Origin of the sequence: Streptomyces avermitilis MA-4680 = NBRC 14893, assembly GCF_000009765.2 — a bacterium.
Classification (GTDB): Bacteria; Actinomycetota; Actinomycetes; order Streptomycetales; family Streptomycetaceae; genus Streptomyces; species Streptomyces avermitilis.
This window is the reverse complement of record NC_003155.5, coordinates 3,063,935-3,081,087: the sequence shown is the minus strand read 5'-3', so window position 1 is coordinate 3,081,087 and position 17,153 is coordinate 3,063,935. Positions and strand designations below refer to the sequence as shown.

Sequence of the window (17,153 nt, the reverse complement as noted above, 5' to 3'; positions counted from 1 at the left end):
TGCGCGCCACGTGCCTTACCGGTACGTGGCGCGCATGGTGAGGAGAGTCTTTTGAGTCATCCGCATCCTGAACTCGGCCCGCCGCCGAAGCTCCCCAAGGGCGGCCTTCGGGTCACCCCGCTGGGCGGTCTCGGCGAAATCGGCCGCAACATGACCGTCTTCGAGTACGGCGGTCGCCTGCTGATCGTCGACTGCGGAGTGCTCTTCCCCGAGGAGGAGCAGCCCGGAATCGACCTGATCCTGCCGGACTTCACGTCCATCAGGGACCGCCTCGACGACATCGAGGGCATCGTCCTCACCCATGGCCACGAGGACCACATCGGCGGCGTCCCGTTCCTCCTCCGGGAGAAGCCGGACATCCCGCTGATCGGCTCCAAGCTGACCCTCGCACTCATCGAGGCGAAGCTCCAGGAGCACCGCATCCGTCCGTACACCCTTGAGGTGGCGGAGGGGAACCGCGAGCGCATCGGCCCGTTCGACTGCGAGTTCGTCGCCGTCAACCACTCCATTCCGGACGCCTTGGCGGTCGCCATCCGCACTCCGGCCGGCATGGTCGTCCACACGGGCGACTTCAAGATGGACCAGCTCCCGCTGGACAACCGTCTGACGGACCTCCACGCGTTCGCGCGGCTGAGTGAGGAGGGCATCGACCTCCTCCTCTCGGACTCGACGAACGCGGAGGTCCCGGGTTTCGTCCCGCCCGAGCGCGACATCTCGAACGTGCTGCGCAACGTCTTCGCGGGCGCCCGCAAGCGGATCATCGTGGCGAGCTTCGCCAGCCACGTCCACCGCATCCAGCAGATCCTGGACGCGGCGCACGAGTACGGCCGCCGGGTCGCCTTCGTCGGACGCTCGATGGTCCGCAACATGGGCATCGCCCGGGACCTGGGCTATCTGAAGGTTCCGCCGGGCCTGGTCGTGGACGTCAAGACGCTGGACGACCTCCCGGAGCACGAGATCGTGCTGGTCTGCACGGGCTCGCAGGGCGAGCCGATGGCGGCTCTGTCACGCATGGCCAACCGGGACCATCAGATCCGCATCGTCCAGGGCGACACGGTCATCCTCGCGTCGTCGCTCATCCCCGGTAACGAGAACGCGGTCTACCGCGTGATCAACGGCCTGACCCGCTGGGGCGCGCACGTCGTCCACAAGGGCAACGCCAAGGTGCACGTCTCGGGCCACGCCTCGGCCGGCGAGCTGTTGTACTTCTACAACATCTGCAAGCCACGCAACCTCATGCCGGTCCACGGCGAATGGCGCCATCTGCGGGCCAACGCCGAGCTGGGCGCTCTCACCGGCGTCCCGCACGACCGCATCGTGATCGCCGAGGACGGCGTCGTCGTCGACCTGGTCGAGGGCAAGGCCAAGATCACCGGCAAGGTCCAGGCGGGATACGTGTACGTCGACGGCCTCTCGGTCGGCGACGTCGGCGAGCCCGCGCTCAAGGACCGCAAGATCCTCGGCGACGAGGGGATCATCTCGGTCTTCCTGGTCGTGGACGCGTCCACCGGAAAGATCACTGGTGGTCCCCACATCCAGGCCCGTGGCTCCGGCATCGACGACTCCGCGTTCGGCGACGTCATCCCGAAGATCGCCGAAGTGCTGGAGAGGTCCGCTCAGGACGGGGTCATGGAGCCCCACCAGCTGCAGCAACTCATCCGCCGCACACTGGGCAAGTGGGTCTCGGACACCTACCGGCGCCGGCCGATGATCCTGCCGGTCGTGGTCGAGGTCTGACCCTCGTACGACCGCTCGTACGCGTGAACCCGGAGCGGGGCTCCTCGATTTGCATCGGGGCGCCCCGCTCCAGTACGTTTACGGCTCCGCCCGAGGGGGAACCCGATGCGACTGTGCGTCAGGAACCCCGAGCGGGACGGAAAATCCGACTCAGAACCTCTGATAAAGTCGGAGCCGCCGGAAAGGGAATCGCGAAAGCGAGAACCTGGAAAGCACCGAGGAAATCAGACCGGAAAACAGTCTGATAGAATCGGAACCGCCGGAAAGGGAAACGCGAAAGCGGAAACCTGGAAAGCGCCGAGGAAATCGGATCGGAAAACGGTCTGATAGAGTCGGAAACGCAAGACCGAAGGGAAGCGCCCGGAGGAAAGCCTGAGAGAGTCTCTCGGGTGAGTACAAAGGAAGCGTCCGTTCCTTGAGAACTCAACAGCGTGCCAAAAATCAACGCCAGATATGTTGATACCCCGTCTCCGGCCGATCGGCTGGGACGAGGTTCCTTTGAAAAAGTCCTGCCGACGTTGTTCGGTAGGCGCACAGCGAGGACGCTGTGAACGGCTGGGCTTATTCCGCCCGGCTGTTCCGCTCTCGTGGTGTCGTCCCGATTACGGGAAAACATTCACGGAGAGTTTGATCCTGGCTCAGGACGAACGCTGGCGGCGTGCTTAACACATGCAAGTCGAACGATGAAGCCCTTCGGGGTGGATTAGTGGCGAACGGGTGAGTAACACGTGGGCAATCTGCCCTGCACTCTGGGACAAGCCCTGGAAACGGGGTCTAATACCGGATAATACTCTCGCAGGCATCTGTGAGGGTTAAAAGCTCCGGCGGTGCAGGATGAGCCCGCGGCCTATCAGCTTGTTGGTGAGGTAGTGGCTCACCAAGGCGACGACGGGTAGCCGGCCTGAGAGGGCGACCGGCCACACTGGGACTGAGACACGGCCCAGACTCCTACGGGAGGCAGCAGTGGGGAATATTGCACAATGGGCGAAAGCCTGATGCAGCGACGCCGCGTGAGGGATGACGGCCTTCGGGTTGTAAACCTCTTTCAGCAGGGAAGAAGCGAAAGTGACGGTACCTGCAGAAGAAGCGCCGGCTAACTACGTGCCAGCAGCCGCGGTAATACGTAGGGCGCAAGCGTTGTCCGGAATTATTGGGCGTAAAGAGCTCGTAGGCGGCTTGTCACGTCGGGTGTGAAAGCCCGGGGCTTAACCCCGGGTCTGCATTCGATACGGGCTAGCTAGAGTGTGGTAGGGGAGATCGGAATTCCTGGTGTAGCGGTGAAATGCGCAGATATCAGGAGGAACACCGGTGGCGAAGGCGGATCTCTGGGCCATTACTGACGCTGAGGAGCGAAAGCGTGGGGAGCGAACAGGATTAGATACCCTGGTAGTCCACGCCGTAAACGGTGGGAACTAGGTGTTGGCGACATTCCACGTCGTCGGTGCCGCAGCTAACGCATTAAGTTCCCCGCCTGGGGAGTACGGCCGCAAGGCTAAAACTCAAAGGAATTGACGGGGGCCCGCACAAGCAGCGGAGCATGTGGCTTAATTCGACGCAACGCGAAGAACCTTACCAAGGCTTGACATACACCGGAAAGCATTAGAGATAGTGCCCCCCTTGTGGTCGGTGTACAGGTGGTGCATGGCTGTCGTCAGCTCGTGTCGTGAGATGTTGGGTTAAGTCCCGCAACGAGCGCAACCCTTGTTCTGTGTTGCCAGCATGCCCTTCGGGGTGATGGGGACTCACAGGAGACCGCCGGGGTCAACTCGGAGGAAGGTGGGGACGACGTCAAGTCATCATGCCCCTTATGTCTTGGGCTGCACACGTGCTACAATGGCCGATACAATGAGCTGCGATACCGCAAGGTGGAGCGAATCTCAAAAAGTCGGTCTCAGTTCGGATTGGGGTCTGCAACTCGACCCCATGAAGTTGGAGTTGCTAGTAATCGCAGATCAGCATTGCTGCGGTGAATACGTTCCCGGGCCTTGTACACACCGCCCGTCACGTCACGAAAGTCGGTAACACCCGAAGCCGGTGGCCCAACCCCTTGTGGGAGGGAGCTGTCGAAGGTGGGACTGGCGATTGGGACGAAGTCGTAACAAGGTAGCCGTACCGGAAGGTGCGGCTGGATCACCTCCTTTCTAAGGAGCACTTCTTACCGATCCCTTCGGGGTGAGGTCAGAGGCCAGTACATCAGCGACTGTCTGATGCTGGTTGCTCAAGGGTGGAACGTTGATTATTCGGCACACTCGACCTGCTCAGGTTGGCAAGTACTGCTTCGGCGTGGAAAGCGAACATGGGAGGGCGAGGGTGTCGGGCACGCTGTTGGGTGTCTGAGGGTACGGCCGATCATGGCTGCCTTCAGTGCCGGCCCCGGTAAAGATCTGCTTCGGCGGGTTGTGACGGGTGGTTGGTCGTTGTTTGAGAACTGCACAGTGGACGCGAGCATCTGTGGCCAAGTTTTTAAGGGCGCACGGTGGATGCCTTGGCACCAGGAACCGATGAAGGACGTGGGAGGCCACGATAGTCCCCGGGGAGCCGTCAACCAGGCTTTGATCCGGGGGTTTCCGAATGGGGAAACCCGGCAGTCGTCATGGGCTGTCACCCATACCTGAACACATAGGGTATGTGGAGGGAACGCGGGGAAGTGAAACATCTCAGTACCCGCAGGAAGAGAAAACAACCGTGATTCCGGGAGTAGTGGCGAGCGAAACTGGATGAGGCCAAACCGTATGCGTGTGAGACCCGGCAGGGGTTGCGTATACGGGGTTGTGGGATCTCTCTTTTACGGTCTGCCGGCCGTGAGACGAGTCAGAAACCGTTGATGTAGGCGAAGGACATGCGAAAGGTCCGGCGTAGAGGGTAAGACCCCCGTAGTCGAAACATCAGCGGCTCGTTTGAGAGACACCCAAGTAGCACGGGGCCCGAGAAATCCCGTGTGAATCTGGCGGGACCACCCGCTAAGCCTAAATATTCCCTGGTGACCGATAGCGGATAGTACCGTGAGGGAATGGTGAAAAGTACCGCGGGAGCGGAGTGAAATAGTACCTGAAACCGTGTGCCTACAAGCCGTGGGAGCGTCGCGCATCGAGTTTACTCGGTGCGTCGTGACTGCGTGCCTTTTGAAGAATGAGCCTGCGAGTTTGCGGTGTGTTGCGAGGTTAACCCGTGTGGGGAAGCCGTAGCGAAAGCGAGTCCGAATAGGGCGATTTAGTAGCGCGCTCAAGACCCGAAGCGGAGTGATCTAGCCATGGGCAGGTTGAAGCGGAGGTAAGACTTCGTGGAGGACCGAACCCACCAGGGTTGAAAACCTGGGGGATGACCTGTGGTTAGGGGTGAAAGGCCAATCAAACTCCGTGATAGCTGGTTCTCCCCGAAATGCATTTAGGTGCAGCGTCGTGTGTTTCTTGCCGGAGGTAGAGCACTGGATAGGCGATGGGCCCTACCGGGTTACTGACCTTAGCCAAACTCCGAATGCCGGTAAGTGAGAGCGCGGCAGTGAGACTGTGGGGGATAAGCTCCATGGTCGAGAGGGAAACAGCCCAGAGCATCGACTAAGGCCCCTAAGCGTACGCTAAGTGGGAAAGGATGTGGAGTCGCACAGACAACCAGGAGGTTGGCTTAGAAGCAGCCACCCTTGAAAGAGTGCGTAATAGCTCACTGGTCTAGTGATTCCGCGCCGACAATGTAGCGGGGCTCAAGCGTACCGCCGAAGTCGTGTCATTGCAGCGTATAGCCCCAACGGGTGCTGTGATGGGTAGGGGAGCGTCGTGTGCCGGGTGAAGCCGCGCCGGAAGGCAGTGGTGGACGGTTCACGAGTGAGAATGCAGGCATGAGTAGCGATACACACGTGAGAAACGTGTGCGCCGATTGACTAAGGGTTCCTGGGTCAAGCTGATCTGCCCAGGGTAAGTCGGGACCTAAGGCGAGGCCGACAGGCGTAGTCGATGGATAACCGGTTGATATTCCGGTACCCGCTGTGAAGCGTCAAACATCGAGCCCATTAATGCTAAGGCCGTGAAGCCGCCCTGGAGCCTTCGGGCAAAGGGGAGTGGTGGAGCCGCTGACCCAAGGTGGTAGTAGGTGAGTGATGGGGTGACGCAGGAAGGTAGTCCATCCCGGGCGGTGGTTGTCCCGGGGTAAGGGTGTAGGCCGTGCGATAGGTAAATCCGTCGCGCATTAAGGCTGAGACCTGATGCCGAGCCGATTGTGGTGAAGTGGATGATCCTATGCTGTCGAGAAAAGCCTCTAGCGAGTTTCATGGCGGCCCGTACCCTAAACCGACTCAGGTGGTCAGGTAGAGAATACCGAGGCGTTCGGGTGAACTATGGTTAAGGAACTCGGCAAAATGCCCCCGTAACTTCGGGAGAAGGGGGGCCATCACTGGTGATCCAATTTACTTGGTGAGCTGGGGGTGGCCGCAGAGACCAGCGAGAAGCGACTGTTTACTAAAAACACAGGTCCGTGCGAAGCCGTAAGGCGATGTATACGGACTGACGCCTGCCCGGTGCTGGAACGTTAAGGGGACCGGTTAGTCAAACTTCGGTTTGGCGAAGCTGAGAACTTAAGCGCCAGTAAACGGCGGTGGTAACTATAACCATCCTAAGGTAGCGAAATTCCTTGTCGGGTAAGTTCCGACCTGCACGAATGGCGTAACGACTTCTCGACTGTCTCAACCATAGGCCCGGTGAAATTGCACTACGAGTAAAGATGCTCGTTTCGCGCAGCAGGACGGAAAGACCCCGGGACCTTTACTACAGTTTGATATTGGTGTTCGGTTCGGCTTGTGTAGGATAGCTGGGAGACTTTGAAGCCCGCACGCCAGTGTGGGTGGAGTCGTCGTTGAAATACCAGTCTGGTCGTGCTGGATGTCTAACCTGGGTCCGTGATCCGGATCAGGGACAGTGTCTGATGGGTAGTTTAACTGGGGCGGTTGCCTCCTAAAGAGTAACGGAGGCGCCCAAAGGTTCCCTCAGCCTGGTTGGCAATCAGGTGTTGAGTGTAAGTGCACAAGGGAGCTTGACTGTGAGACCGACGGGTCGAGCAGGGACGAAAGTCGGGACTAGTGATCCGGCGGTGGCTTGTGGAAGCGCCGTCGCTCAACGGATAAAAGGTACCCCGGGGATAACAGGCTGATCTTCCCCAAGAGTCCATATCGACGGGATGGTTTGGCACCTCGATGTCGGCTCGTCGCATCCTGGGGCTGGAGTCGGTCCCAAGGGTTGGGCTGTTCGCCCATTAAAGCGGTACGCGAGCTGGGTTTAGAACGTCGTGAGACAGTTCGGTCCCTATCCGCTGCGCGCGCAGGAATATTGAGAAGGGCTGTCCCTAGTACGAGAGGACCGGGACGGACGAACCTCTGGTGTGCCAGTTGTCCTGCCAAGGGCATGGCTGGTTGGCTACGTTCGGGAGGGATAACCGCTGAAAGCATCTAAGCGGGAAGCCTGCTTCGAGATGAGTATTCCCACCTCCTTGAGAGGGTAAGGCTCCCAGTAGACGACTGGGTTGATAGGCCAGATCTGGAAGGCGGGTAACCGCTGGAGGTGACTGGTACTAATAGGCCGAGGGCTTGTCCTCAGTTGCTCGCGTCCACTGTGTTGGTTCTGAAACCACGAACAACCCCATTCCATGGTCACGGGATGGTGCGGTTGACAGTTTCATAGTGTTTCGGTGGTCATAGCGTGAGGGAAACGCCCGGTTACATTCCGAACCCGGAAGCTAAGCCTTACAGCGCCGATGGTACTGCAGGGGGGACCCTGTGGGAGAGTAGGACGCCGCCGAACAAATTTTAGAAGAGCTGGTCCCTGAACTTCGGTTCAGGGACCAGCTCTTTTTTGTTGTGTGTCACTTGCAGTTCACGTTGCGCGGCGAGCATCCGCATCATGGGTACCGTTGGAATGCTCAAGGCCGCCGGCGCAGGAGCCGGTGACGAGGTCATCGTCCCGGCCTTCGGGAACGTCGAAGTCGCCGAGGCCGTGACCCTGGCCGGTGCGACGCCCGTCTTCGCGGACATAGACCCGGCCACGTACTGCCTGGACCCCGCGGCGGTCGAGGCCGCCGTGACCTCGGGGACCGTGGCCGTCATCGCCGTACACCGCTTCGGCCGGCCGGCCGACATCGCTCGGCTGCACGGTGTCGGACAGCGGCACGGCCTTCTCGTGCTCGAGCAGGGCGAGTCCGAGGCGCCGTACGACGAGATCGCGCAGCGCAGGGAGCGGGCCGCCTATCTCGATGCCCGGTTGAACGGGGTGTGGACGCCGGACGGCGGTGACGGGCACACCTATCAGCATTACGTCGTGCGCGTGCCCGGGAACGGGCGCCCGGACCGCGACGCATTCGCGCGGGCCGTGCGGTCCAAGGGAGTTGACTGCCGGGTGCCGGTGAAGACGCCCGTACACCGCATGCCCGCCTTCCGTCGGGACGTGTGCCTGCCGGAGACCGAGCGGGCCGCGGACGAGACATTGGCGCTGCCCGTGGACGTGTCGCTGACAAAGCGCGAGATGCAGCGGATCGTCTCCGCGTGCAATGCGCTCGGCGGACTCCTTCAGCCTGCCTTCTGACCCAACAGGTGTGTTGGGAGCACGCTTCTGTTCGGGGTATGATCTATTCCGTTGCCGCGAGGGAAACCTCGAGAAGGCGACTGGCCCCCATAGCTCAGTCGGCAGAGCGTCTCCATGGTAAGGAGAAGGTCAACGGTTCGATTCCGTTTGGGGGCTCCACAGCAGAAAAGGCCTCGCCCTTCCGGGCGGGGCCTTTTTCGTGCCCTGGGGCGGGCCTTCAGTCCTTCTGCAGGCCCGCCACACGCATCGCGAGAATGGCCATGTCGTCCGACGGGGCGTCCGAGGCGAAGCGTTCGACCGCACGCATGATGCGGGCCGCCACCGCGCCCGCTGTCAGGCCCGTGCACGTGGTGAGGACGTCCGTCAGTCCGTCGTCGCCCAACATGCGGGTGCCCTCGCGGCGTTCGGTGACTCCGTCCGTGACGCACAGCAGGACGTCACCCGGATCGAGCGTCACCGTCTGCTCGTACAGCTCCAGGTCCTCCATGACGCCGAGGAGCGGCTGCGGTTCGGCGGCCGGTTCGACCGTGCCGTCCTGGCGCAGGCGGAGCGGGAGCGGGTGGCCGGCGCAGACCACCTTGAGGAGGGCGCTGCCGTCCTCCTGAGGCCACAACTCCCCGTACAGGAGCGTCAGGAAGCGGCTGCGGGCGCCCTCGTCGAGGATCGCGGAGTTGAGGCGCTCCAGCACCGCCGGGCCGCTGAGGCCCTCGCGGGCCAGGAGACGCAGGGCGTGCCGGGCCAGGCCGGTGACCGCCGCCGCGTTCGGGCCCGTACCGCAGACGTCGCCGATGGCGAAGCCGTACGCACCGTCGCGGATCGGGAAGAGGTCGTAGAAGTCGCCGCCGACCTCGTTGCCCTCGCCGGCCGCGCGGTAGATGACCTCGACCTCGACGCCCTCGATGTGCGGGAGATCCGGCGGCAGGAGGCTGCGCTGGAGGGACTGGCTGATGGCCGTGCGCTCCGAGTACAGGCGAGCGTTGTCCAGGGCCAGGGCGGCCCGGCGGCTCAAGTCCTCGGCCAGCTCCAGGATCTCCTGGCGGAAGTGTTCGTCCGACGGCTTGCCCAGCGTCAGCATGCCGATGACGCGGTTGCGCGCCACCAGGGGGAGGACGACCGTCTCGCCGCCCACCGCGGACGCCGTCGCCAGGGTCGTACCGATGCCGGAGCTCACCGTCGCGGGCTCGCCCAGGCCCAGGCTGCGCATGGACGTCCGCAGGGCCGCCTCGTGAGCCGCCTGTGCCGGGGCCGACCAGACGCGGGCGCCCGGCGTCGGAATCGGCTCCGGCGGGGGGATCTTCGACAGGAGTGCCTTGACGCCGTCGATGCGGTCCTCGTCCTCGTGGAGAACGTAGGAGAGGTACGGCTCCGAGGCCTGGTCGGCGATCGTGTAGACGGCGCACCAGGTGGCGAGGGTCGGGATGGTCATCTGGGCCATCAGAGCCAGGGTCTGGTCGCGGTCCAGGGTGCCCGCCAGGAGGTCCGAGGCCTCCACCAGGAAGCTCAGGGAACCGCGGCGCAGGCGCTCCAGCTCGCCGAGCCGGGCGGACTCCACAGCGAGCGCGATGCGGTCGGCGGCGAACTGGAGGCGCAGGGCCTCCTCGTTGGAGTACCGGGACGGGGACTCGGCCGCGACGCCGAGCGAACCGGTGAGGCGGCCCTCGACCTTCAGCGGGACCGTGACGACCGAACGCATGCCCGTGCCGCTGAGCAGGGGGACCGCGCCGGGGACGGCGGTGAGGTCGTCATGGACGGCCGGCATGCGGGCCGACCCGTAGCGGCCGGGGCCCGCGTCGACCGGGACACGGGCGAAGCGCTGGCGGGCCGAGGGGAGGCCCGTCGAGGCTCGTACCTCCAGCTCCGTCTCGTCGTCGGTGGCCAGGAGCAGGAACGCCGAGTCGGCGTCGAGCATGTCGCGGGCGCGCTCCACCGTGCGCTGGAGCAGGCCGTCGAGGTCGTCGGGGGCCGGGGAGCCGATGAAGACCTCGAACGGGTCCAGGGCCTGGCCCTCGGCGCTGTTCGTCGCGTCGGGGGACTGTCCGCGCAACGGGGTCTGGAGGACGGCGCGTTCGTGTTCGCGTACCAGGAGGCAGACCGTGGACGGTTCGCCGCCGGTGTCCCGCACCCGGAGGTGGGAGGCGTACACGGGGATCACGCGGCCGCTCGCGCCGCGGACGCCGTAACTGCCCTCCCAGCGCGACAGCTGGAGGGCCTCGACGATGCCGGTGCTGGTGCCCGGGGTGTGGGGCCAGGCCGCAAGGTCGGTGAGGGGCTTGCCGATGACCAGCTCGGCCGCGTACCCGAAGAGCTCCTCCGCGTCCTCGTTCCACGCGTTGATGGCGCCCGCTCGGTCGATCTGGACGACGGCGACACGGACCCGGCCGTCGGCGAGCGGGAGGAGCTCGGCGGGGAGGGACGGGCCGGCGGTGCGGGTGCCCACCGGGCGTTCGGGGAGGTCCAGTTGGAACCAGACCTGTTTGTGCGTGGGTGTGTAGTCGACGCCCCAGCGGCCGGCCAGGGCAGCGCAGAGCTGGAGGCCGCGGCCCCCCTCGCGGTCGGGGTTGCCCATGTTGACGGCGGCGGCCTGGAGGGGGATCTCGCGTTCGGGATATCTGTCCCCGACCTCGATGCGTACGCCGTCGTCGCTGCGCAGACAGAGCACGTCCGCGGACGTACCCGCGTGCACCACGGCGTTGGTGACCAGCTCGCTGGTGAGGACCACGGCGTCGTCGACGATGTCGGCGAAACCCCAGCCCTGGAGGGTGTCGCGGACGAAGGAGCGGGCGGTCGCGACCGATCGCCCGACAGGATCGAAACTGGCGGCCGCGCGCGCGGTGATCACAGAACTCCTCGTCCGGTTGTCGGCGTGCAGGGCTGCCTCGCCGACCCGCTCCTGCCTCGGCAGCGGCTGGTTCCCCGTCGGCCGGGGATCCTGGGGTGGTCCCCCGGGATGCAGTCCGGTGGTCATGGTGCGGTGCCCCTCCGATGCCTGCCCGCTCGTGCTCGTGCCACCGCCCAGGCCGGACGGACCGGCACGGCTGGACAGCCGCATGCAAGGTTACTTACCTTCGCCGTCCGTGCGGATGCCGGTCACCACTGTTTCGTTCCGGAGGGTGTGCGGACCGTGTGCGAAGCTGCCGAACTGTTATGGCCTGGTTCAACCAGGGTGAAACACTGGGCAGGCTTCGTAGGAAGGCCGGGGCAGGCCGCGCGTCTGCCGTGTACGACCGGCGGCAGCACCTGGCGCGCCGAGTACTAGGACGCGGCAGGCCGAGCAGAAGCGCAGAAGCATCATCAGAAGTATCAGCAAGCCGAGCACGCACAGCAGTATTGGTCGACCCTGCGGGAGGGACACAGTGGAGTCTGGCGCAGCGACGCGGGGCACTAAGACGCGCGCGAAAGGCGGACAGTCCCTGAGTAACCAGCGCAAACCGCGCACCGGCACCACGGCGGTGGATACGGCAGCCCTGAACCGGCTGCTGGCTGCCCTGGTGTCGATGCGGGACGGCAACTTCCGCAAACGGTTGACAGTCTCGGGCGACGGCGTGATGTCCGAGATTGCGGCGGTTTTCAATGAAGTGGCCGAGCGCAACCTGCATCTGACCGGTGAGCTGGCGCGGGTGCGGCGCATGGTCGGCCGTGAGGGAAAGCTCACGGAACGGCTGGAGTCGGGTGCCTGCGAGGGTTCGTGGGCGGCCGCGATCGACAACTCCAACGCGCTCGTCGACGACCTCGCGCGGCCCGTCTCCGAGGTCAGCCGGGTGCTGTCCGCGGTGGCCGAGGGCGACCTGTCGCCGCGGATGGAGCTGCGGGCGCAGGCGGCGGACGGGAACGGGCATCCGCTGCGCGGTGAGTTCCTGAAGGTCGGGCGCACGGTCAACAACCTGGTCGATCAGCTGTCGTCGTTCACCGACGAGGTCACCCGCGTGGCCAGCGAGGTGGGCACCGAGGGCAAGCTGGGCGGGCAGGCCCGGGTGCGCGGTATGTCCGGTTCGTGGAAGGATCTCACGGACTCCGTCAACACCATGGCGTACCGGCTGACCGCTCAGGTGCGTGACATCGCTCTCGTGACGACGGCGGTCGCGAAGGGTGATCTGTCCCGGAAGGTCACGGTTCACGTGGCCGGCGAGATGCTGGAGCTCAAGAACACCGTCAACACGATGGTGGACCAGCTGTCCTCGTTCTCCTCCGAGGTGACGCGAGTCGCACGTGAGGTGGGTACCGAGGGTGAGTTGGGCGGTCAGGCGCAGGTGCCCGGTGTGGCCGGCGTGTGGAAGGACCTCACCGATTCGGTGAACCTCATGGCCGGCAACCTGACGGCCCAGGTGCGCGGGATCGCGCAGGTGACGACCGCGGTCGCCAACGGTGACCTGTCGCAGAAGGTGACCGTGTCGGCGCGCGGGGAGGTCGCGCAGCTCGCCGAGACGATCAACCAGATGACTGAGACGCTGCGCACATTCGCGGACGAGGTCACCCGCGTGGCCAACGAGGTCGGCGGGGAGGGGCGGCTCGGCGGGCAGGCGAACGTGCCGGGTGCGGCGGGTACGTGGAAGGACCTCACCGATTCGGTGAACACGGTCTTCCGGAACCTGACCACTCAGGTGCGGGACATCGCCGCCGTGACGACGGCCGTGGCCAACGGTGACCTGTCGCAGAAGGTCACGGTCGACGTGGCCGGCGAGATGCTGGAGCTGAAGAACACCGTCAACACGATGGTCGACCAGCTGTCGTCGTTCGGCGCCGAGGTCACGCGCGTGGCGCGCGAGGTCGGCGTCGAGGGGGAGCTGGGCGGTCAGGCGCAGGTGCCGGGGGCGGCCGGTACGTGGAAGGACCTGACGGACTCCGTCAACACGGCGTTCCGGAACCTGACGGGCCAGGTGCGGAACATCGCCCAGGTGACGACGGCTGTCGCCAACGGTGACCTCTCGCAGAAGGTCACGGTCGACGTCTCCGGCGAGATGCTCCAGCTGAAGAACACCGTCAACACGATGGTCGACCAGCTGTCGTCCTTCGCCGACCAGGTGACGCGGATGGCCCGGGACGTGGGTACGGAGGGCCGCCTCGGCGGTCAGGCCCGGGTGGACGGCGTGTCCGGTACGTGGAAGGAACTCACCGACTCCGTCAATTTCATGGCGGGGAACCTGACCTCGCAGGTGCGGCAGATCGCCCAGGTCACGACGGCGGTGGCGCGGGGTGACCTGTCGCAGAAGATCGACGTGGACGCGCGCGGCGAGATCCTGGAGCTGAAGAACACCATCAACACGATGGTCGACCAGCTCTCCGCCTTCGCCGACCAGGTGACCCGGGTCGCCCGCGAGGTGGGCACGGAAGGCCGGCTCGGCGGTCAGGCGCAGGTGCCGGGCGTCGCCGGGGTGTGGCGCGACCTGACGGATTCCGTGAACGGCATGGCGGGCAACCTCACCGCCCAGGTGCGCAACATCGCGCAGGTCGCGACCGCGGTGGCGCGGGGTGACCTGTCGCAGAAGATCGACGTGGACGCGCGCGGCGAGATCCTGGAGCTGAAGAACACCCTCAACACGATGGTGGACCAGCTCTCGAACTTCGCCGAGCAGGTGACCCGGGTGGCCCGCGAGGTCGGCACGGAGGGCATGCTCGGCGGACAGGCCGAGGTGCAGGGTGTCTCCGGCACCTGGAAGGACCTCACCCAGTCCGTGAACTTCATGGCGAACAACCTGACCATTCAGGTGCGCAACATCGCCGAGGTCACGACCGCGGTCGCCAAGGGTGACCTGTCGAAGAAGATCACTGTCGACGCGAAGGGCGAGATCCTCGAACTCGTCACCACCGTCAACACGATGGTGGACCAGCTGTCGTCCTTCGCCGAGCAGGTGACCCGGGTGGCCCGCGAGGTGGGCACCGAGGGCATCCTCGGCGGTCAGGCGCACGTGCCCGGTGTCACGGGCATCTGGAAGGACCTCAGTAACAACGTCAACCTGATGGCCAACAACCTGACCATGCAGGTGCGCAACATCTCGCAGGTCGCCGCGGCCGTCGCCAACGGCGACCTGACCCGGACGGTGACGATCGAGGCGCGCGGCGAGGTCGCGCAGCTCGCCGACACCTTCAACACCATGGTGAAGACGCTGAGTTCGTTCGCCGACCAGGTCACCAAGGTGGCCCGCGAGGTGGGCACGGACGGCATCCTCGGCGGGCAGGCGCACGTCCCGGGGGTCGCCGGTACGTGGAAGGACCTCACCGAGTCCGTGAACGGCATGGCGTCCAACCTGACCGGCCAGGTGCGGAACATCGCGATGGTCACCACCGCCATCGCCAAGGGCGACCTGACCAAGAAGATCGACATCGATGCCCGCGGCGAGATCCTGGAGCTGAAGACCACCATCAACACGATGGTGGACCAGCTGTCGTCCTTCGCTGAAGAGGTCACCCGAGTCGCCCGCGAGGTGGGCACCGAGGGGCAGCTGGGCGGCCAGGCACGCGTGCGGGACGTCGACGGCACCTGGCGCGACCTCACCGAGTCGGTGAACGAGATGGCCGGGAACCTGACCCGGCAGGTGCGCGCCATCGCGCGCGTGGCGACCGCGGTGACCCGCGGCGACCTGAACCTGAAGATCGACGTGGACGCCTCGGGCGAGATCCAGGAACTTCAGGACTACATCAACAAGATGATCGCCAACCTGCGCGACACCACCATCGCCAACAAGGAACAGGACTGGCTCAAGGGCAATCTCGCCCGGATCTCCGCCCTGATGCAGGGGCGCCGCGACCTCGACGACGTGGCCTCGCTGATCATGAGCGAGCTGACGCCGGTCGTGTCCGCGCAGCACGGAGCGTTCTTCCTGGCCATGCCGCTGGTCGACGCCAGGGAGGGCGGCGCCGAGCAGGAGGACGCGTACGAGCTGCGGATGTGCGGGTCCTACGGCTACTCGATGGGCTCCATGCCGACGTCGTTCCGGCCCGGTGAGGCGCTCATCGGGACGGCCGCCCAGGAGAAGCGCACGATCCTCGTGGAGAACGCGCCGAGCGGGTACCTGAAGATCTCCTCGGGGCTCGGCGAGGCGCCGCCCGCACAGGTCATCGTGCTTCCGGTGCTCTTCGAGGGGAATGTGCTCGGCGTCATCGAGCTGGCGTCGTTCACACCGTTCACGCAGATCCAGAAGGACTTCCTGAACCAGATCGCCGAGATGATCGCGACGAGCGTCAACACCATCTCCGTCAACACCAAGACGGAGGTGCTGCTGAAGCAGTCGCAGGAGCTGACCGAGCAACTCCGGGAGCGGTCGGCCGAGTTGGAGAACCGGCAGAAGGCCCTCCAGGCGTCGAACGCCGAACTGGAGGAGAAGGCCGAGCTGCTGGCGCAGCAGAACCGCGACATCGAGGTCAAGAACACCGAGATCGAGGAGGCGCGGCAGGTTCTGGAGGAGCGTGCCGAGCAGCTCGCGGTCTCCATGCGCTACAAGAGCGAGTTCCTGGCGAACATGTCGCACGAGCTGCGTACGCCGCTCAACTCCCTGCTGATCCTCGCCAAGTTGCTGGCCGACAACGCGGACTCGAACCTCACCCCGAAGCAGGTCGAGTTCGCCGAGACCATCCATGGCGCGGGCTCCGACCTGCTTCAGCTCATCAACGACATCCTCGACCTGTCGAAGGTCGAGGCCGGCAAGATGGACGTGTCGCCGACGCGTATCGCGCTCGTCCAACTCGTTGACTACGTAGAGGCCACTTTCCGTCCGCTGACGGCGGAGAAGGGCCTCGACTTCTCCGTACGGGTCTCGCCGGAACTGCCCGCCACGCTGCACACCGACGAACAGCGGCTCCTTCAGGTGCTGCGCAACCTGCTGTCGAACGCGGTGAAGTTCACCGACTCCGGAGCGGTCGAACTGGTCATCCGGCCCGCGGGCGCGGACGTACCGGTGGCCATCCGGGAGCAGCTCCTGGAGGCAGGTTCGCTGCGGGACGCGGACGCCGGTCTGATCGCGTTCTCCGTCACCGACACCGGCATCGGCATCGCGGCCAGCAAGATGCGGGTGATCTTCGAAGCGTTCAAGCAGGCGGACGGGACGACGAGCCGCAAGTACGGCGGTACGGGTCTGGGGCTGTCCATCAGCCGGGAGATCGCGCGTCTGCTCGGCGGCGAGATCCACGCGGCGAGCGAGCCGGGACGCGGCTCGACGTTCACGCTGTATTTGCCGCTGCACCCCAGTGAACTGCCGCCGCAGGGTTACGCCCAGATGGCGCCCACGATGGAGGTCGGTGAGCTGCTGGCGTCCGAGCCGGAGCTGTCCGCGCCGGACATCGAGACGCCGGCCGAGGTGAAGTCGTACCGCGACACGCAGAACGGGCCCGCCGCGCTCTTCAGGCGCCGTCGCAGGGCGGTGACCGCGGCCGAGGAACGGACCGCGCTGCCGGGCAGGCCCGCCCAGGGGCAGGAGCAGTGGGTGGGCGCGGGGCAGCAGGAGCCGGCGCCGCAGCCGCGTCGGGGGATCCGGTTCGACGGCGAGAAGGTGCTGATCGTCGACGACGACATCCGGAACGTCTTCGCGCTCACGAGCGTTCTCGAGCAGCACGGTCTTTCGGTGCTGTACGCCGAGAACGGCCGCGAGGGCATCGAGGTCCTGGAGCAGCACGACGATGTGACGGTCGTCCTGATGGACATCATGATGCCCGAGATGGACGGATACGCCACGACCACCGCGATCCGGCGGATGCCGCAGTTCGCCGGACTGCCGATCATCGCGTTGACCGCCAAGGCCATGAAGGGCGACCGGGAGAAGGCCATCGAGTCGGGAGCGTCCGACTATGTGACCAAGCCGGTCGACCCCGATCATCTGCTCACCGTGATGGAACAGTGGATGCGTGCGGAGTGACGGGAACGCGAAA

4 protein-coding genes, 1 tRNA gene and 3 rRNA genes are annotated in these 17,153 nt (G+C 64.9%); 7 read left to right on the top strand and 1 reads right to left on the bottom strand.

Annotation, left to right across the window (positions count from 1 at the left end):
• The first annotated feature begins 51 nt into the window (after positions 1-51).
• From SAVERM_RS13130 to SAVERM_RS13100, 6 genes are all read left to right on the top strand, one after another.
• Positions 52-1,737, top strand: coding sequence for a ribonuclease J (locus SAVERM_RS13130; protein WP_010983952.1), 1,686 nt, complete (start codon positions 52-54; stop codon positions 1,735-1,737).
• A gap of 615 nt (positions 1,738-2,352) precedes the next feature.
• Positions 2,353-3,878, top strand: a 16S ribosomal RNA gene (locus SAVERM_RS13120).
• A 312-nt stretch (positions 3,879-4,190) separates the two neighbouring features.
• A 23S ribosomal RNA gene (locus tag SAVERM_RS13115) occupies positions 4,191-7,314 on the top strand.
• Between the two features lie 89 nt (positions 7,315-7,403).
• A 5S ribosomal RNA gene (gene rrf, locus SAVERM_RS13110) occupies positions 7,404-7,520 on the top strand.
• The 16S, 23S and 5S rRNA genes sit together here, the layout of an rRNA operon.
• 114 nt (positions 7,521-7,634) lie before the next feature.
• Positions 7,635-8,297 carry a DegT/DnrJ/EryC1/StrS family aminotransferase gene (locus SAVERM_RS13105; protein WP_037650087.1) on the top strand — a complete coding sequence of 221 codons (663 nt, stop codon included), beginning with the start codon at positions 7,635-7,637 and terminating at the stop codon, positions 8,295-8,297.
• 83 nt (positions 8,298-8,380) lie between these two features.
• Positions 8,381-8,456, top strand: a tRNA-Thr gene (locus tag SAVERM_RS13100).
• 58 nt (positions 8,457-8,514) lie between these two features.
• On the opposite strand, the gene SAVERM_RS13095 is transcribed toward SAVERM_RS13100, so the two are convergent.
• The gene (locus tag SAVERM_RS13095) at positions 8,515-11,262 is read right to left on the bottom strand and encodes a SpoIIE family protein phosphatase (protein WP_010983950.1); all 2,748 of its coding nucleotides are present in this window, start codon (positions 11,260-11,262) and stop codon (positions 8,515-8,517) included.
• Between the two features lie 388 nt (positions 11,263-11,650).
• Here SAVERM_RS13095 and SAVERM_RS13090 point away from each other — a divergent pair, with 388 nt between their 5' ends.
• Positions 11,651-17,140, top strand: coding sequence for a HAMP domain-containing protein (locus tag SAVERM_RS13090; RefSeq protein ID WP_010983949.1), 5,490 nt, complete (start codon positions 11,651-11,653; stop codon positions 17,138-17,140).
• The last annotated feature ends 13 nt before the right edge of the window (positions 17,141-17,153 follow it).